The organism is Planomicrobium soli (assembly GCF_003014655.1).
Classification (GTDB): Bacteria; Bacillota; Bacilli; order Bacillales_A; family Planococcaceae; genus Planococcus; species Planococcus soli_B.
Genome location: NZ_PYAT01000006.1, coordinates 129,997 through 147,967, shown reverse-complemented (window position 1 = coordinate 147,967; position 17,971 = coordinate 129,997). Strand labels below are relative to the sequence as shown.

15 protein-coding genes, 1 pseudogene and 2 riboswitches are annotated in these 17,971 nt (G+C 42.0%); all 16 genes and pseudogenes read right to left on the bottom strand.

Annotated features, from left to right (window positions below):
• Window positions 1-33 precede the first annotated feature (33 nt).
• Window positions 34-1,452 carry a glycosyltransferase family 2 protein gene (locus tag B0H99_RS09565; RefSeq protein ID WP_106533441.1) on the bottom strand — a complete coding sequence of 473 codons (1,419 nt, stop codon included), beginning with the start codon at window positions 1,450-1,452 and terminating at the stop codon, window positions 34-36.
• Entirely contained in the window at window positions 1,449-2,495 is a 1,047-nt protein-coding gene (locus B0H99_RS09560) for a HEAT repeat domain-containing protein (protein WP_106533440.1), read from the bottom strand. Before B0H99_RS09560 ends, B0H99_RS09565 begins: the two co-directional genes overlap by 4 nt.
• A gap of 187 nt (window positions 2,496-2,682) precedes the next feature.
• On the bottom strand, window positions 2,683-3,555 hold the full coding sequence (locus B0H99_RS09555; protein ID WP_245894480.1) for a histidine phosphatase family protein: 873 nt from the start codon (window positions 3,553-3,555) through the stop codon (window positions 2,683-2,685).
• A 41-nt stretch (window positions 3,556-3,596) separates the two neighbouring features.
• A riboswitch (cyclic di-GMP riboswitch) is annotated at window positions 3,597-3,685 on the bottom strand.
• 170 nt (window positions 3,686-3,855) lie between these two features.
• Window positions 3,856-5,127 carry a glutamate-5-semialdehyde dehydrogenase gene (locus tag B0H99_RS09550; RefSeq protein ID WP_106533439.1) on the bottom strand — a complete coding sequence of 424 codons (1,272 nt, stop codon included), beginning with the start codon at window positions 5,125-5,127 and terminating at the stop codon, window positions 3,856-3,858.
• A 92-nt stretch (window positions 5,128-5,219) separates the two neighbouring features.
• Window positions 5,220-5,993 (bottom strand): annotated as a pseudogene (proB, locus tag B0H99_RS09545) (glutamate 5-kinase); the annotation flags it as partial.
• Between the two features lie 336 nt (window positions 5,994-6,329).
• Window positions 6,330-7,064, bottom strand: coding sequence for an amino acid ABC transporter ATP-binding protein (locus tag B0H99_RS09540; RefSeq protein ID WP_106533437.1), 735 nt, complete (start codon window positions 7,062-7,064; stop codon window positions 6,330-6,332).
• A gap of 33 nt (window positions 7,065-7,097) precedes the next feature.
• The gene (locus tag B0H99_RS09535) at window positions 7,098-7,865 is read right to left on the bottom strand and encodes an amino acid ABC transporter permease (RefSeq protein ID WP_106533436.1); all 768 of its coding nucleotides are present in this window, start codon (window positions 7,863-7,865) and stop codon (window positions 7,098-7,100) included.
• Between the two features lie 166 nt (window positions 7,866-8,031).
• The gene (locus tag B0H99_RS09530; protein WP_106533435.1) at window positions 8,032-8,874 is read right to left on the bottom strand and encodes a transporter substrate-binding domain-containing protein; all 843 of its coding nucleotides are present in this window, start codon (window positions 8,872-8,874) and stop codon (window positions 8,032-8,034) included.
• Window positions 8,875-8,998: 124 nt separating this feature from the next.
• Window positions 8,999-9,181: riboswitch (Lysine riboswitch) on the bottom strand.
• Window positions 9,182-9,388: 207 nt separating this feature from the next.
• The gene (locus tag B0H99_RS09525; protein WP_106533434.1) at window positions 9,389-10,270 is read right to left on the bottom strand and encodes a DUF8171 family membrane protein; all 882 of its coding nucleotides are present in this window, start codon (window positions 10,268-10,270) and stop codon (window positions 9,389-9,391) included.
• Between the two features lie 127 nt (window positions 10,271-10,397).
• Complete coding sequence (locus B0H99_RS09520) at window positions 10,398-11,948, bottom strand: histidine kinase N-terminal 7TM domain-containing diguanylate cyclase (protein ID WP_342750512.1); 1,551 nt, start codon at window positions 11,946-11,948, stop codon at window positions 10,398-10,400.
• A gap of 254 nt (window positions 11,949-12,202) precedes the next feature.
• Window positions 12,203-13,414, bottom strand: a complete 1,212-nt coding sequence (locus B0H99_RS09515; protein ID WP_106533432.1) for a multidrug effflux MFS transporter — start codon at window positions 13,412-13,414, stop codon at window positions 12,203-12,205.
• Window positions 13,415-13,661: 247 nt separating this feature from the next.
• On the bottom strand, window positions 13,662-14,534 hold the full coding sequence (locus B0H99_RS09510) for a proline iminopeptidase-family hydrolase (RefSeq protein ID WP_106533431.1): 873 nt from the start codon (window positions 14,532-14,534) through the stop codon (window positions 13,662-13,664).
• A 31-nt stretch (window positions 14,535-14,565) separates the two neighbouring features.
• A complete protein-coding gene (locus tag B0H99_RS09505; RefSeq protein ID WP_106533430.1) occupies window positions 14,566-15,639 on the bottom strand; it encodes a branched-chain amino acid aminotransferase in 1,074 nt (357 codons plus the stop codon).
• A gap of 21 nt (window positions 15,640-15,660) precedes the next feature.
• Window positions 15,661-16,275, bottom strand: coding sequence for an NUDIX hydrolase (locus tag B0H99_RS09500; RefSeq protein ID WP_106533429.1), 615 nt, complete (start codon window positions 16,273-16,275; stop codon window positions 15,661-15,663).
• A gap of 191 nt (window positions 16,276-16,466) precedes the next feature.
• A complete protein-coding gene (locus tag B0H99_RS09495; RefSeq protein ID WP_106533428.1) occupies window positions 16,467-17,030 on the bottom strand; it encodes a class I SAM-dependent methyltransferase in 564 nt (187 codons plus the stop codon).
• Window positions 17,031-17,233: 203 nt separating this feature from the next.
• Entirely contained in the window at window positions 17,234-17,839 is a 606-nt protein-coding gene (locus B0H99_RS09490; protein WP_106533427.1) for a LysE/ArgO family amino acid transporter, read from the bottom strand.
• Window positions 17,840-17,971 lie beyond the last annotated feature (132 nt).

The following is a 17,971-nucleotide window of genomic DNA, read 5'->3' as shown; positions in this document are numbered from 1 at the left end:
TAAAAAAGGAAGCCTAGAAATAGGCTTCCTTTTTTAATCTTCTGAGAAAACGCCTTTGCGTTCCATATTGCCCCATACCGACTTTTTCTTGAATGCATAAAACAGGCCCTTGACCCGCCACACATTCATTAAGATTCGATACCAGAAAGTTTCTGTCAGTGCATACAGATACAAAACGACGATACTCCCTACAGTAGGATATTTGTGATAGGTCCATTCTTCCAATAGAACAGCTAAGGAAGACAATAAGGAACCATAGAGGACCATCACCAAAAACATTACTAACGCAATATCCGGGTCGATGAACGAAAAAGCCAACCCGCCAATTATGATAAAGTAGCCTAACACCTCAAACACTGCACTCAGCAGTTCGACGAACAGGTAATAAGGGAAAGAGAAAAGGCCGATGCCTCTGTACTTCGGATTAAATAACATCTTTCTATGCGTCCACAAAGTTTCCGCCAGCCCTCTTTGCCAGCGAATGCGCTGTGCGCGAAGTGAAGCAACAGTACTTGGCGCTTCTGTCCAACATACCGGATCCTGGATATATTCAATCCGCTGCTTTGATTTTTCATCTTTGATTGACCGGTGCAGCCGGACAATGAGTTCCATATCCTCTCCCACTGTATCTGTTTTATATCCTCCGACTTTAATAACCCGGCTTTTTTCAAATACGCCAAACGCACCGGAAATGATCAGCAGGATATTGATGCGGCTGAAGCCAAGGCGGCCTATTAAAAACGCCCGGAAATATTCGATAATCTGCATAATCTCTAATGGTTTATGCGGCAGCGACACCCGTTCAATGACACCTTTGTTTATTTTACAGCCGTTTGCGATTCTTACGGTTCCGCCAGTTGCTGTCACGCGCCCCGCAGAATCGACGATCGGTTTCATTGTTTTTAGAAGAGCATCTTGTTCTAGGATTGAATCGCCATCAATAGCTGAAAAATAAGGATAACGAGAAAAATTTATTCCTGCGTTCAAGGCATCCGCTTTTCCGCCATTTACTTTTTCGATTAAAAACAATTCCGGATGAAGAGCGGACCGGTAAGCCCGCGTAATTTCCCCAGTTTTAAAATATGTACGGAGCGCCAATTCAATGGGTTCCATTTGAAACTGTGAAATCACTTTTTCGCTCGTTCGATCGGTTGATCCATCGTTTACTACAATAATTTCATATTGAGGATAATTTAACGACAATAAAGAGCGGACCGTACTGACAACTCCTGCTTCTTCGTTATAGGCAGGAACTAAAATCGAAATGGGGTAGGTATCCTTATTGATTGAAAGTTCTTCGATTTGTTCATGCCGGCTTAGCTTTTTCTCTTTTTTTATACGGGGGCTCGCGACCAGAAAAAGCATGACATAAATCAGCCCAGCCGATATCATGTAAAAAATGATTCCCCACGAGATAAATTCAATCAACACAGTTAAGAAGTTGCTGCTCATGCACCTATTCCCCCTTTTCTCGTCAACATATGTTTTGCAATGTCTCGGGAATAAGCATCCTCATCCCATAGCGCAACTTGCCTAAGCAAAGCTTCGCCATCCGGGAAGGTTTTGATATTTTCCGCTGCGGCAAAACGAACCCACCAGACAGGATCGGAAAGCAATTCCAACAAGGCCTGTTTATATTGAGGAAGGCTGCATGCTCCTGTTAACTTTGCTGCATACATTCTCTCTTCCCAATAAGATGAAGTAAAAAAAGCATCCAATATAGAAGGATTCGAAACTTTTCCGTAATTGCACAAACTGTTCAAAGCTTTCAAGCGAACTTCTTTTCGTTCATCAAATATTTTATTCTCCACGAAAGAGAAAAACGGTTCGTTTTTTTGCTCGCCGTTAAATGTAATAAAAGCAAATAGAACATTTTCAGCTATATCGTTGTTGTTTTCGATTTTTTCTAAGATTTTTCCCATCAAACTTTCATTCAATCGGAACAATAGCTCTTTGATAAATCCGGTCGACAGCCCTTCTTTCTCAGTAATGACCGGTAAGATCCGTTCTTCTTGCAAAGAAGCGCATACCCGTAAGCATTGTCGGAATTCCTCATCCTGTTTCTTCAATTTCAGAAAATGCTGATAGGCATCTTCCCGTAATGAAACCAAATAGAAGTCTTCTATGAAATACAAAGCATTGATTCGTTCCGCCCATGTTCCTCTTTTTAATGTTTTGCGATAATGGGCTGCTAAGTATTTTTCCGCCAATTGGTTCAGCTTCCGCTCTTCTAGATTGCCATAGCTGTCGCTATAAAATTCATCCAGCATTTTTTCCATGATTACAGCTTGCGTGTTTTTGCTTTTCGGCAAGTTTGGTTCAGAAGGACGTCTTCCTTCAAGGTAATCGATAAATTGAGGTTTTAATGAATTTATAATTTCGTCTATATTGTTCTCATGGCTTATTGTTCTTGCTTTCCATAAAATTAAACAAAATAATATAAGCAATTGTGCTCCAAGCAAACCTACAACTAACCATATAAATAATTCCAGCACCGGCTAACCCCCGTTCCGATTAAAATTTTGACTAACATACTCTGTTTTTCCTGAATTTGAAAATTGCTAAACACGATAAAAATTTAGTTTATCATTTACTCGAAATAATGAGTATATTTTAATGGAAAATTACCTAAAAAAAAACAATGCTGTCCCATCGGACATGCACTGTTTTTAAAATTTATCTTTACGGAGCCATCGTTTTCCAGCTATCGACATGGTGAATTGCAATGCCGCCAAATCCTGGATGGCTTGAATAGTGGTTGGTAACGATGGAAAGCTGCTGGTTCATAAACGCTTCCCCTTCTTCATAGAAAGAGATGGAACTTCCTTCATCGGTTTGATCTGTTTCAACTCCGACAACAACTGTTTTTCCATACTTTTGCCCATAAGCAAGTTCATTTTTAACAAGGTCAATAATAAAAGGGGCTGTATCCCGGTAAGACATAATGCTGACACTATCTGTTTTTGCGATTACCCATTCAGCAAGAACGCCTTTCCCGTAAGTATTTTTGTAAGAAATTTCATCAAACCAGAAAGGAAGGTCCGCTTCTAAAGGAAGCTTAAGTGTAGTTGCGCTGTTCTTCGCTTTGGTCAATAAATCTTGATATGCTTTGACAGTTGCTGCCCGGTTAGTGTTCCAACCGCTGTATAAGTATGGTTCCACATCCAAATGGATACCAGCGAATTTTTGCTTGGCAGTTGAGCCAGTTTGATAAGTTTTAACCCAAGCCATTAATTGGTCTTGAGCAATTGCGCCTTTTGGAGCGACCCAGCCAGGAGCGCCGTCTAGTGCAAATATACGCATTCCTTTTGCTCCTGCTTTTTCAATAAAGCTGCGATACACTGACGATGGAATATCAGCATCAATTTGAACATATACTTTATTGACTCCTTTACTTTCCAAAAATGCAAGAGTACCGGCCTCATCGCTATAGATCATCCATGGATTCCATAACCAAGTTGCCCGGACATTGCGATCCGCTGCTTCTGCATTCCCAGTGTTTTGGCTAAATAAGAACAATAGCACCACACCCGCCATCAGTAATTTTTTCATCATCACTATTTCCTCCTATTGTAACCTTGGCTCACAATAGAAGCCCAGGCAACTTGACAACCATGCGTTTAGAAAACGTTTAGGCTCATAGCTTTGCGTCCTTCCCTTTCGGAGAAGTTTGCCTTTTTCTAGATTTTTTTCATTATAAGTCAATAGTGAGCTTATAGTCTATATACTTTCCCAATTATTTCATAATTATAATTACCTATTTATCGTAATATGTTTAAATTTTTACACTTTTTATGCAAAAAAAAAGCTATGGGCTAAATTAATTAACAATCGCCGCATAGCTTTTTAACTCCATTATTTTATTTGCCCAGTGCCTCTGACAACATATTTAGTCGATGTTAATGCAGGCAATCCCATTGGTCCGCGTGCATGAAGCTTTTGGGTACTGATACCGATTTCAGCTCCAAACCCGAATTCAAACCCATCTGTAAAACGGGTAGAGGCGTTATGATAAACGGCAGCTGCATCAACTTCCATGAAAAACTTCTCTACATTTTCATTTGAGGCTGAAATAATCGCTTCTGAATGTTTAGTTCCATACTGATTGATGTGGGTAATAGCCTCATCAACCGTTTCTACAACTTTTATGGCGACTTCCAAATCCAAATATTCAGTTCCCCAATCTTCCTCTCCAGCGGGAATAATCTGATTTCCACCTTGTTGAACAAATGCATCTCCATGAATTTGAACGCCCTTTTCCTGAAGGGCCTTAACCAATTCCTGGAGGTGATCATCCGCCCAGTTTTTCTGTACAATTATGCTTTCACAAGCATTGCAGACGGATGGCCTTTGTGTTTTTGCATTGATGGCAATGTTGATCGCCATCCCTGGATCAGCGGTTTCATCTATGAAGATATGGCAATTGCCTGCCCCTGTCTCCAAAACCGGCACTGTCGCGTTTTTCACAACCGTTTGAATCAGCTTGGCTCCGCCTCGTGGAATCAGTACATCCAAGTAGTCGTTTAGCTTGAACATCTCCGATGCTGTTTCCCGGCTAGTGTCTTCTAGAAGCTGTACTGCCTCAATTGGTAAATCGCTTTTTTCAAGTGCATGGTGAATCACTTGAACAAGTGCTTTGTTTGAATGAATAGCTGTGGAACTGCCGCGAAGCAGAACCGCATTACCCGTCTTTAGGCATAAGCTTGTGGCATCAACAGTTACATTTGGTCTTGCTTCGTAAATCATTCCAACTACACCAAGGGGCACCCGTACTGTTGAAATATCAAGACCATTCGGCCGTTCCCATTGTTCCAAAACTTCTCCTACCGGATCAATTAGTTCGGTCAGAAGAATCAAAGCATCTGCCATTTCTTTTAAACGCTTTTCATCCAACTTCAAACGATCCAATAAAGAATCATTCATTCCGTTATCTTTACCAATAATTAAGTCCTTGCTGTTTTCAGCCAATATGAATTTTTGTTCTTCTAATAATTGGGTTGAAATCAATTCAAGGGCTTTATTTTTTTGTTCGGTCGTCATTTTCCCCAATGCTGAAGCCGCCGCTTTAGCCTGCCGGGCTTTCTGTACCAACTCACTGGATTGTACAACTTCGATCGTTCCACTCATTCTTTAAACCCCTCCATCTTTTCTTTTATTCTGCCGTGTAACTGACCGAATCATTTAAGGCCTGCTGCTGTTTTAAAAGTCCCAACCACGTTAGGAAGACTGCCGATATACGTGCCATTTCCTTTTCCGATCAGTATATCAATCAACTTTTCGTCCCCATTTCCTGTTCCAATAAATACCGAAACATTTGAATTCAAGGCTGTCCGGGCCGCTTCTATTTTCGATTTCATACCGCCTGTACCAACTGTTGAACCTTCTGATGAAGTGGTGTTAATCAGTTCTGCCGAAATGTTAGGAAGAAAATCATACTTCTGGGCATTTGGATTCGTTCGCGGATTTTGCTTGTAAATGCCGTTAATGTCTGTAAGAATTATTAAAAAATCTGCTTGAACCAATCCGCTGACCAGCGCCGATAGCATGTCATTGTCTCCGAACGTCAACCCTTCAATTGATACAGAATCATTCTCGTTGATGACCGGAAGCACATCACGTTTCATCAATTCACATAACGTTGCTTTGGCATTTTGAGATTGGTCGCTGTATAAAATGTTTTGTTTTGTCAGCAGCAATTGAGCCGCTACAATGCTATGCTTCTTGAACTCTTCTGTGTAGCCTTGCAACAAGAGCCCTTGGCCTACCGCTGCAGCCGCTTGTTTTCCTTCAATTGTTGCTGGACGTGACAAGTAGCCAAGATCCGTAAGGCCGGCTGCTACCGCTCCAGAAGAAACCAAAATCACTTCATGCCCATCCTGTTTCAAGCGGGCAAGCGCTCCCACATGTTCCCGCAACTTCACCATAGAAAGTCCGCCTTTGTCATCGATCAACGAGCTGCTTCCTATCTTCACCACAAGTCTCTTTTTTTCCACGTACTGGTCACCACCCAATTTTTATCGGTACCATACTTTAAAGCCGTGCTTCTTTTTTCTAAAACCACTAACGATTTTTCCAATAATATTGTATCATTATGCACTAATAAGAATTTTTAGTCAATTGTGTTCCGTTATTCTTTTTAAAAAAATAGACAGGACAACTAAATTGGGAATTTCGACTATATCTATTTGCATATTTATACATACACAGTTATATTATCATTCCCTTTGTAAGGAGTTGCTTTGAAAACAAATCGGGAATACACGTATAACAAAATAAAAGGCAAGAGCGAAATTATAAAACTAATTTCGCTCTTGCCTTTTATAAAGTTACTATTTCAAAGTACGCTTCAGAAATTCTCGCGTCCGCTCATGTGCCGGGTTATTAAAGATTTGTTCCGGCGGACCTTCTTCTACAATCACACCTTTATCCATGAACACCACGCGGTCCGAAACTTCCTTCGCAAATTCCATTTCGTGTGTCACAATCAGCATCGTCAATCCACTTTTCGCCAAATCTTTCATGACTTTCAAAACTTCTCCGACCATTTCCGGATCAAGAGCGGAGGTCGGTTCATCAAACAGCATCACATCCGGCTCCATTGACAAAGCCCGGGCAATGGCCACCCGTTGTTTTTGCCCACCGGATAATTGCCGCGCTTTTGCGTTGACATACTGATCCATACCAACCACTTTCAAATACTTTAATGCCACTTTTTCAGCTTCTTCTTTTCGCCGTTTCAAAACTTTCACTTGCCCGACTGTGCAATTATTGATGACGTCGTGGTTATTAAACAAGTTGAACTGCTGGAATACCATGCCGAGTTTGGTTCGGTATGCATGAATGTCATGGCGGTCATCCAGTATATTCTCACTATTGTAGATGATTTGGCCGCCGCTTGGCTTTTCCAGTAAGTTGATGCAGCGGAGAAGAGTTGATTTGCCGGATCCGGACGAACCGATTACACAAACCACTTCTCCTTTATGGACTGAAAAATCGATATCTTTCAAGACTTCATGAGTGCCAAACGATTTGCTTAAATGTTGTATCTCAATTACTTTCTCCATAAAGTCTCCTCTTCCATTCTTGAGTTGCTATCCTCAGATTTTGATTTTGTGCTCAGTGTCTTCGGGCTTTGCCACTTGCATAGGCAGTCCGCCGATCATGCTGTAGTTTTCAGGGCCATCCAATCTTTTTTCAAGTCTGCGCAATAGTAAAGTGATCGTAAACGTCATGATGAAATACAATATACAGGCAACAAAGAACGATTCAAAATAGCGAAAGTTATTTCCTGATACCGTTCTCGTTTGAAAAAATAGTTCCGTGACGCCAATGACACTCAATACAGCAGTATCCTTAATATTGATGACAAACTGGTTGCCTGTTGCAGGCAAGATGTTGCGTATTACTTGCGGCAGCACAATATACATCATAGTCTGGAAATGGTTCATTCCAATAGCTTGGGCAGATTCGAACTGCCCTTTATCTACAGAAATGATTCCGCCCCGAACGATTTCCGACATGTAAGCGCCGGTATTAATGGAGACGATAAAAACCGCCGCTAAAAATACATCCATATTGATGCCGAACGCTAAGGCAGAGCCATAAAAAATAACCATTGCCTGGACGATCATTGGCGTTCCGCGGAAAAACTCAATATAAGCGGAAAGAATGAAATTAATGATTTTCAAAAGAAACTTCTTGATGCCTCGTTCAGGCATTGGAATAGTATGGACAATTCCGATTGCCAGCCCGATTATAGCGCCGATTATGGTACCGATTACAGATATCAGAAGCGTCATGCCCGCGCCGCGCAAAAACATTGGCCAGTTATTTGAAATTATGCTAATAAACCATTCGTAACTCATTGTTCTCCTCCTAGTAAAACTTCAATTAAGGGATAGTCAGCCTGGGCATATACTGGTTCTGGCCCAAGCAGGTTTTATCGGATTAAGTATTTCTTCCCGGCTAGTTTCCGGAGCAGGAAAAACACAAAACCGACTGCATCTAGATGCAGTCGGCACCAACATTGCATTATTGTGCAGCCGGTTGATTCTGAATAGCTGTATCCATAATTTCCTGGCGCTCTTCTTCAGAAATCGCCTTCAAGCTTTCATTGATTTGTTCTGTCAATTCGCTGCCTTTTATAAGCCCCACAGCAATCGCTGTATCTTCTTCTGACGTTTCAAATCCATCCGTAAACTCAACCATTGCAAAGTTCTCATTGGCTGCTGAAGCGCTGACCGCTTCCGGACGCTCTGATACGTATCCATCAATCATCCCAGATTCCAAAGCTACCCGCATTGCCGGGAAACTTTCCATAGCTGTTTGCTTGGATACCCCTTCAATTTGGTCGATAACTGAGTAATGGAAGGTGTTCAGCTGTGCTGTAACTTTTGCGCCGTTAAAGTCTGCAAGTGACGTTGCACCTTCGTAATTACCGCCTTTTTTAACCACCATCACTAACTCTGACGTATAGTAATGATCTGAAAAGTCGATTGTTTCTTTACGTTCTGCTGTCGGCGACATTCCTGCAATGATCGCATCGATTTTACCTGAAGTAAGGGCTGGTACAAGGCCGTCCCACTCTGTTTTGACTATAACCAATTCTTTGCCCAAGTCTTCTGCCACCCGTTTTGCAATTTCCACGTCGTATCCGCCTGCATATTCTGCGTTGCCGTCAATTTTAATGGCACCGTTGGAATCATCCCCTTGTGTCCAGTTGAACGGAGCATAAGCAGCTTCCATACCTACCTTGAATGTATTATCTTCTCCACCGCCTGAAGTGCCGGAGTCAGAACCGCCTGAACCGCACCCTGCCAAAAACAGCATGGCTGCCAAAAACATAACCGTGAACATTGATAACTTTTTCTTCATTTTCTTTTCCCCCTTTAATTTCCCCATGGCTTTATCTATACAAAAAAGACAACTTGCATAAAAAACGGCCTGAGATAGACTCAAGCCGAACTATGTATAGTTGCCTTAATCCTCTTCCGGTCCCAATTGAGATAGCACACCTTGAACGCCTGGGAAGGCAATCAAGATAGTCCTGCAGCTCTTAACTGCAGACCCAGCAAATAATACGGAGAAATATTAAAAACTTCGGCGATAGTTCCTTCTCCTAAGAATCATAGCTTCTCAAACTCCACTTAGGACTGTTAAATACCGCGCCTCTACCTCACTTGCAAACAGTGAGGTTATTATTATTCAATTCTGTTATTTAGTTTACCTGAAGCAATTTAAGCTTGTCAACAGCGTTCATGCATTGATGAAAACTAATAAAAAATAAATTTAATAATAAAGCCTTCCGCCTAGTCTTTTATTTTGGCAAAATAAAAAATCTTCGATGTCTCGAAGATTCCTTAACTCATTATTCACAGTTAGTTTTCTATTATAAGAAGCGGTCTTCATGGGAATGTGTAGTCAAGGAACGATGTTTGTGTTTTGCCATCAACGTCATTGTCATACCTGCTACAACAGCAGCAGCGATAAGATTCAGCCAAAGCACCCAATTGCCGGAGGCTTCAGCGAAGTTTGCCTGCCATTCTAAATTGATACCTGCCTCGTACAAAAAGTCAGAGACGAATGCGAGACCAACCAATGCAATAGCCGCTGCAATGACCTTTGTATTTGGCAGAGGTTTTTCAGCCAATGGTTGTTTTTGGCCACGAGCATACAGACCCAATGCCGGTTCTATTTTACCATGCAAATACGGAACCAGGTACAACACTGGAAGTAAGCCGAATACCAGACTGGAGACAAGGATCGCGCTCATAAAAGAACCAATTTCTGCAATGATCAAGATTTCCGCTAACCCTGGCACTGCTCGCAGTTCGCCTGCACCTAACAGCACTTGCTGGATATCGGTAGCACTTCCAATGCCATGATAAATGACGGCGCCTCCCAAGGCTGCAATCGAAATTTGTTTTCGGCTTTTCGGATTTTTCACCAGACTCCCCGCCACAAATAAACCAAGAGCAAGTGCAATAAACTGTTCAAGTTCCCCGATTCCGCCGAATTGGCCGACTAAAACGCCGCCGAACAGTAAGCCTCCCGTCGCAGCTCCTGCTGCTGTATACAAAGGATGGAACAACATGCACAAAGTTAGCGGAACAAATGCAAAATACTCGGCAGACAGAACAAGCGGCCCTAATCTTAATGCCGGCAATAACTCTTCGGCCAAACTAGAAAGCCCGTATAAAGACATGGATAAAGTAAACACCATCAACTTTTGCGACAGGGTCAATACATTGCGCTTTGGGATCTCTTCCATTTTTTATACCTCCTTAAGCTGGTTACTTACACCATAGAAGTATATTCTTAAGGCAGTATAGGACTTATGTAAAAATGCTGTAAATAAAAAAACCGTAGAGACCATGCCTCTAGGGTCTTGATTTTTTTCAGATAGGATAAAATTGCTTCATGAACAGTTCAACTCGGTTTCTTCCGTTTTCCTTTGCCGCATAAAGCGCTTGATCCGCTTTCCCCATTACATCTTGTATTGAGCAGCCAAACTCTCCTGCATCTATTTGCGCTTCAGATATTCCAAAGCTCAATGTAAGATCAAGCCGCTTTCCTTCGATCATCAGATAGCTTTCTGAAATTTCCTTTCGCAGTGCCTCGGCTACTTTTTGTGCTGCGTCTATAGAAGTATCAGGCAAACAAACCACAAATTCTTCGCCTCCATATCGTCCAAGGATATCCCCTTCCCTTAAACTCTCCGTTGCCATTCGGGCGATATACGATAAAACCGTGTCTCCTGTGGCATGCCCGAATGTATCGTTGACCTTTTTAAAATGGTCAATATCAAACATAATGACCGAGGCCTTTCCCCCGTCAACAGATAGTCGGGAAAATACTTCTTCAGCTTTCTTTAAAAAGAAGGTCCGGTTGAAAACTTGGGTCAGTCCATCGATGCTCGCCAACTGCTTAAGCGTCCTTTCCATCTCCACTCTTTCTGTTACGTTAACAAACGTAACAATTTTTCCAACAACCACATCTTTTTTATTGAGCACCGGCGAAAAACGGATCTGAAAATGCAGCAGCTTTCCATCTATATATAACTCATAATCGCATTTCTGTTCACGCAAGATGATTTTCACTAGCAGGCGGCTCTCTGAAAGCACTTCTCCAACTGCTTTTCCAATTGCTAGCTTTTGCAGTACAGGCAAAATCTTTAAGATCGCCTGATTGTAATCCACAATAACATTGTTCTGATTCAATACAATGGCGCCTTCTTCCATGCTTTCAAACACTGTATCCCGCGCGATAGGCGCCACGTTAAACATTTGAAACGGCAAAAGGGCGATGCCGTGTAAGATAAATGAAACGCTCATGAAAACTGGTCCTAGGTCAATTCCATGCGGAGTAACGTCAGCTACGTAGAAAAAGCTTGCAACGACGGGAACAAGCACTCCTGCTATCATCAGTAAAACTTGCATCTGAAACTTGAAATTTTTATTTCTTAGTTGCCTGAACAAAATTACTATACTCGCTCCGATGCATCCATAAAGAAAAAGAGAATGTATATAGAACCAGGGACCGCCCTCAAGATCGGCAATTGCAAAAGGAGTGTCTGTTTTTAACCCTATTGATGTGTAATAGAAATGATGAAAATCATTAGTGGTTTGCATTAGAACGGTAAGGGTTGCAATGCCAAAAAGGCTATTCCTGATCCCTCTCTTCACCTTTTGTCCCACATAGTCAAAGCACATCAACAGTACGAATAATGGCAAAAACGGCAGTGCCAAGTATTCTATTTTTAGCCAGAATTTGATTTCGTCCAAAGAGGTGCTTGCCAGTTCAAAAGCATAGGCGAGAGTAAAAATAGCCGACATGGCTGCCGCTAAAATAAAATACTTTCCTCCCGGTGCATCTCTTAATTTTAGAAAGGCATAGATAGATAAGAATAAACTTATCATTCCTCCTATTGAAACTATTAAAATATACATTATCAATTCAGGTAAAAAGTCCATTTACTTCACCACAAATTCCTATAAGATTTTCTAATTATATAGGCGTTTGCATCTTTTTGACTAGACGGTTTTTGAAATTACTAAAAATAATTAATAGTACGGTACATAAATTTATCTTTTTAACGCTCCATCTCTTTTTTAAACATTTCCCTTACGATTAATGCAGGAATTTCAGCATAAAAAAACCTTCTTCCGTAAAGGAAAAAGGTTTCTTTCTTAAAATTGATATTTCAACTTTCTTCATAGCCAGTTGCCACTGCTTTTTTGGCTAGAAAATGATACGCCACCAAAGCAATAAAGCTCATGAAGAAGATAGTAAGTCCCATTGGAACAGCGGTTTCTTCTCCGGCAATCCCGACAAGCGGTGCAGTCAATGCACCCAGTACAAAAGGAACGAGTCCGAGTAAGGCCGATGCACTTCCCGCTGCACGGGTTTGGGATTGCATTGCGAGAGCGAAAGAAGATGGTGCTACAACGCCGACAGTAGTGACGAAGAAGAAAATTGGAATCGCTACTGCCCATAAAGGCCCTCCCATTACAACAACAGCCAGCAAAACAGCACCGGAAACTGCGGCAAGGTACAAAGCCGATTCCAAAAAACGTTTTTCAGAAAACACATGCGAGAAACGCCCGACAGCGTAGCTGCCGAAAATTAATCCGAATCCGTTCATGCCAAAGAGCAAACTGAATACTTGAGGGGAAACCCCGTAAATATTCTGGTAAATGAACGGCGTTCCTGCAACATAGGCAAATACTCCACCGATCAGAAAACCTTGAGCCAGCGCATATCCAGTAAATTGCCGATTCTTGAGAATAGACGCAAAGTTGCCGAATGTCGATTTCCAATTAGCAGGCGTCCGTTTTTCAAGAGGAAGGCTTTCCTTCATACGAAAAGCGGTAATCAACAAAAGGATAAAACCAACGATTGCCAAAGCAAAGAAAATCCCTTTCCAATCTGCAAAAAGCAAAACGCCGCTGCCAACAGAAGGAGCCAGCAAAGGGACGACGTTGCTGATGACCATAAGCAACGCCAATACTCGGGTCAGTTCTGCACCGCTAGCCAAATCACGTACTATTGCCCGGGAAATAACTAGCCCTGCTGCTGCTGCAAACCCTTGGGCAAAACGCATCGCAATTAATACGCCAATGTTCGGTGCGAACATGCATGCAATGGATGCTGCTACATAAACGACTAATGAAACAATCAATGGCCGGCGACGCCCGTGCATATCGCTTAATGCTCCCGCCACCAGCTGGCCGATCCCCAAGCCCATTAAACAGGCTGTCAAACTTAATTGAACAGAAGAAGCCGTTGTGGAATAGACTTCGGCAAGAATCGGGAATGCTGGCAAATACATATCTATGGTAAAAGGAATAAGTGAAGTTAGCGCTCCAAGAAGAAGCACAAATCGCGCTCTTTTAAATCCTGTCATGTTTTCCATTTGGTTAGAACCTCTCTTATGTATACTATTATGTTTCACTTGCACTGCCTTAAAACAACCGTTTTCTAGAGTAACACAAATACTTATTAAATAGCCTTATTCTGTCTTACTCTTTCCTCACTTGAATGCAACGGCTTATTTTAAGCGCGAAAGAAAGGACCTCCATTGAGCATGAAGGTCCCTTCCGGTTAAGTTGTAAGCTTAATCGGAGTTACGGATGCGTCTGCAGTAAATTCTTTATTATTTTTCATGAAATCTGCTGGTTCAAAAATTCCCTGACCTTTTTCTCATAGGCATCCGGGTTTTCCTCACCTGGAGTGTGGGAACAATTTTCAAATACGTGAAATTCCGAGCCCGGCAAAAGGCTTGCATAGTAAGCGGTCGTGTCAGGAGTTGCTTCATCGTATTGACCGCACATAAATAAGGCCGGCAGTTCAATTTCACTCAACCTTCCAGTAACGTCAAAGTCCTGCAATGTGCCAGTGACGGTAAATTCCGAAGCTCCCCACATGTAGTTATAGATTTGGTGATTCATTTTCTCAAACTCTTTAATCATCTCTTTCGGCCATGGATCTAACCGGCAGACATGGCGTTTGTAAAATGCATACATAGCATCCTGGTATTCTTTTGCCGATGTTGTCTTGTCTCGTTCATGCCGTTCAATGGTATCTTGCATTTCTTGCGGAAATTGTTTCAAGTATTCCCGTTGGTCCCGTTCCCATGTACGAGAATGGAGGGCAGGTCCGGAAAAGATAATGCTTTGGACTCCGGCCGGCTTTGTCAGAAGATAACTAGAAGCAAGCATCGTCCCCCAGGAATGTCCTAGAATATGTACCTCATCCAAACCAAGTGCCTCCCGGACTTGCCCAAGTTCCTCGACATATCGCTCAACCGTCCATAAAGAAAGGTCGGTCGGCCGTTCAGAATTCCCACAGCCCAGCTGGTCATAGTGAATAACCGGCCGCTCATTTCCAAGATTTCGAAGCGGGTCTTTGCTATTGCTCATGCCGCCTGGGCCTCCGTGCAACACCAAAAGTGGGGTGCCCGGGCCGTCGCCTGATATTCGATACCAAACGTTTCCTCCTGTTACCGGAATAAACCCTTCTGTTACATGCTCCATTTCTCTCTCTCCTTTTCTCCAATTTATAGTCTTAACTTAATGCGACTACCCAGCCAAACGGATCTTCTAATTGGCCTCGTTGAATACCGGTAATTGTGTCATAGAGTTTTTGGGAGACTTCTCCGATTTCATGATTGTTTATGATCATTTTCTGCCCCTGCCAATTCAATTCGCCGATCGGGGAGATGATTGCAGCTGTGCCTGTACCAAATACCTCTTCAATTGTCCCCTCTGTAAACGCCTGGTACACTTCCTCGATGGATATTTTCCGTTCAGTTACCGGCATGCCCCAGCTTTGGAGCAATTCTATGATGGACATTCGCGTAATTCCTTTTAGTATACTGCCCGTCAATGCAGGGGTGATGATTTCTCCATTGATTTTAAAGAAAATATTCATACTGCCGACTTCTTCGATATATTTCTTCTCCGCTCCGTCAAGCCATAATACATCCGCATTTCCTTCCTTTTTTGCAATGGCCTGCGCTTGATAGCCCGAAGAGTAATTCCCGGCTGTTTTTGCCATTCCTGTTCCGCCTTTTGCTGCACGCGTAAATTGCTCTTCGACGTGGATGGTAACTGGGCGAATGCCGCCTGGAAAATAGGAGCCGACGGGTGAAAGGATGATCATGAACGTATACGTGCGTGAAGGTCCGACAGCTAAATTAGGCTCTGTTGAAATAATGAATGGGCGGATGTATAAAGAAGTTTTCAGTGTGGAAGGGACCCAGTCTTTTTCAACTTCAAGAAGTTTTATCAAGTATTCCAACATCCGTTCCTCGTCTATCGGCGGAATGCTTAACCGGTCACTTGAAAGATTCAGCCGCTGAAAATTCTTCTCCGGCCGAAACAATAAAATACGGCCATCTTCAGCGCGATATGCTTTTAATCCTTCAAAAACTGTTTGCCCGTAATGAAAAATCATGGCTGCCGGGTCCAGTGAAATAGGTGCGTATGGAACAATGCGCGGATCGTGCCACCCTTCGTTTGTATCATAATTCATCATAAACATATGATCAGTAAATATTGTTCCAAAAGGCACTTGATCCTGTGAAGGCTTTTCTTTCTTGTGCGTAGCAGTCGTGATTGAAATTTGGTCTGTCGTCATTTTTACCGCTCCCTCTGCTCTTCAGCGAATGATTTCCACAAAGTGGCTTAGAATTCGGGCTGTTAATCCCCAAATTACCTTGTCTTCATAAATATAAAAGTACTCATCAAGTGTTCTGGTCCTCCAGTTGTAATTCTCCCCGCCAGCAATCAGGTTGTAAGGGAAACTTTCCTCTGGCTGCACATCAAAATTGATGCGATATACTTTCGGCTTTATTTCTAGAAAAAACGCCAGAGGCACTGTAAAGAAACTCTCCACTTCCGAAGGATTAGGATCAAATTGCGCCCCTGACTGAATAAATCCTGCATAAGCATATACCATCATACCGAATGGTGAAACAATATAATCTAATGGAAAAACATCATGAATGTCGCTCTTTTCAATGCCAAGTTCCTCTATAGTTTCTCTTATAGCAGTATCTTGTTCACTCTTGTCCTGTGGATCGATTCTTCCTCCGGGAAAACAGATTTCTCCCGGTTGCCTTCTCATATTTTGGGAACGGACTTCAAAAAGAACATGAATATCCCCTTCCTTTTCAATAAGCGGTAAAAGAATGGCGTATTTTGCGAACTCCTCACTGCCAAGTATGGATGGGGTACGCATTTTCACTTTGTTCAAAATAGCTTTCGATTTCATAGCATCACCAACCAGTTCCCCTTTTGTAATTTAAACAGCTGAGCAGGAAGCTTAGACAAAAACCCTGAAGCCGGACTTCTCTTTAAGTCCAAGTTTCAGGGTGTGGATCACATTTTCAAATAAGAGAGCCATCACTTTCTATTCCGCTATCAATAAAGATATAGAAAATCCTTATTGGGCAAGGCTGCACTTTACTTGAGAGCTTCGTATAACCTCAGAGGCGGAATATTTCCTAAAAAGTATTGGTCAGTAGCTTTTGAAAAATAATCCTCCAAATGCACTTTCAAGTGCTCATCTTTTTGAAAAAATGTTTGGTAAAGCAAAAATTTCCCGCTTTTTTTAATCATATGGCTCGTTCTTTTAACAATATCTTCTCGGGTATCTTCATCCAGTAATGAAAAAGGAATGCCTGAAAGTACATAATCGACTTTTTCCAGTCCATAACTCCGGACAATATCGATGATGTTTTCAGCACTGTCATGATGTACTTTTAACCGAGGGTCTTTTACGTTATTCTTCAAGTAATCAACAAAGTTAGCATTTAATTCGACAGCTATAATTATGGAATCCGGAGTAATGCGCTTCAGCAGATAATTGGTGAACACCCCTGTTGCAGGACCGTATTCAACAATTACCACTTTTTTGCTCAAATCCATCTTACGGCACACTTCACGCACTCCTTTTTGTGATGTAGGCGTAATTGATGCAATATTGGGATCTTTAATAAAATTTTTCACATACTCGATCGTACTCATTTTTTTGCCCCTTCCCCGAATAGCCACTTTTTATTGGATGGTTAACTTTATTGATTTTTAAGGATTTTTGTATGGTATACCCGGTCGGAAACTCCCTTAATCAGCAACAGGCCTTCTTCTTGATCTAAAAATTTCGGTCATTGTTGAATTTCTCCAGAAACCCTCACTTCAGCAAAAAGCTGCTTAATCAGCCGGGGCAGTCATTAAAGCAGCTGATAGCCCATGTAAAGAGCCATCCCCCATACAATAAGGGCGGAAAGCTGGTTCATTTTTTTCAATATGCTTCCCGTTGAATCCAATTGCCCAACTATCTTGCCGGCAATAGCCAAGCTGAAAAACCAAATCCATGAGACTCCGATGCACGCAATTGTGAAACTCCACTTTTCCACTCCCGAATAAACCAATGAGCTGGTTCCAATAACTCCGATCGTGTCCATGATGGCGTGGGGATTCAGCAATGAGGCGGAAGCAGCAAACGCCACTTGGCGCTTTGCGGAAAATACGGCCGTTTGTTGCCTAAGTACAGCTGTTGTACTCTTCCACATAAGCCATCCCATATAGGCAAGAAAAAAGAAACCGATAAAAAACAACAGGTTTTTAAGCCACACAAAACTTAAAACAATGAGGGAAACTCCTGCTACTGCAGAGTAAATTAAAATAGTATCGCACACGCCTGCAGTAATAACAGCCGGCAAAGCATGGACAAAATTTTTATGGGCAGTTCCTTGGTTAAAAAGAAAGACATTTTGTACTCCTAAAGGCAAAATCAAGCCGAAAGCCAGAATAATGCCGTGAATTAACGGTTCCACAAGTCCCCTCCTTTTTCTTTTATTTAGAATAACGAAATATTAACTTTCTGTCTCTAGTTATGATGTAGGTTTCATTATTTTTGTTTTAATAGCGATCTAAACGGCAAATTATATCCTTGAAAATTTTCGAAA

What these genes read in the sequence shown, in the direction of transcription:
- B0H99_RS09550 (WP_106533439.1), bottom strand. Translation starts at nt 5,127, where the DNA reads ATGAGTGGAACGATCGAAGTTGTACAATCCAGTGAGTTGGTACAGAAA.
- B0H99_RS09555 (WP_245894480.1), bottom strand. Translation starts at nt 3,555, where the DNA reads ATGATGAAAAAATTACTGATGGCGGGTGTGGTGCTATTGTTCTTATTT.
- B0H99_RS09505 (WP_106533430.1), bottom strand. Translation starts at nt 15,639, where the DNA reads ATGACGACAGACCAAATTTCAATCACGACTGCTACGCACAAGAAAGAA.
- B0H99_RS09520 (WP_342750512.1), bottom strand. Translation starts at nt 11,948, where the DNA reads ATGTATATTTTAATAGTTTCAATAGGAGGAATGATAAGTTTATTCTTA.
- B0H99_RS09565 (WP_106533441.1), bottom strand. Translation starts at nt 1,452, where the DNA reads ATGAGCAGCAACTTCTTAACTGTGTTGATTGAATTTATCTCGTGGGGA.
- B0H99_RS09510 (WP_106533431.1), bottom strand. Translation starts at nt 14,534, where the DNA reads ATGGAGCATGTAACAGAAGGGTTTATTCCGGTAACAGGAGGAAACGTT.
- B0H99_RS09500 (WP_106533429.1), bottom strand. Translation starts at nt 16,275, where the DNA reads ATGAAATCGAAAGCTATTTTGAACAAAGTGAAAATGCGTACCCCATCC.
- B0H99_RS09535 (WP_106533436.1), bottom strand. Translation starts at nt 7,865, where the DNA reads ATGAGTTACGAATGGTTTATTAGCATAATTTCAAATAACTGGCCAATG.
- B0H99_RS09530 (WP_106533435.1), bottom strand. Translation starts at nt 8,874, where the DNA reads ATGAAGAAAAAGTTATCAATGTTCACGGTTATGTTTTTGGCAGCCATG.
- B0H99_RS09515 (WP_106533432.1), bottom strand. Translation starts at nt 13,414, where the DNA reads ATGGAAAACATGACAGGATTTAAAAGAGCGCGATTTGTGCTTCTTCTT.
- B0H99_RS09495 (WP_106533428.1), bottom strand. Translation starts at nt 17,030, where the DNA reads ATGAGTACGATCGAGTATGTGAAAAATTTTATTAAAGATCCCAATATT.
- B0H99_RS09540 (WP_106533437.1), bottom strand. Translation starts at nt 7,064, where the DNA reads ATGGAGAAAGTAATTGAGATACAACATTTAAGCAAATCGTTTGGCACT.
- B0H99_RS09525 (WP_106533434.1), bottom strand. Translation starts at nt 10,270, where the DNA reads ATGGAAGAGATCCCAAAGCGCAATGTATTGACCCTGTCGCAAAAGTTG.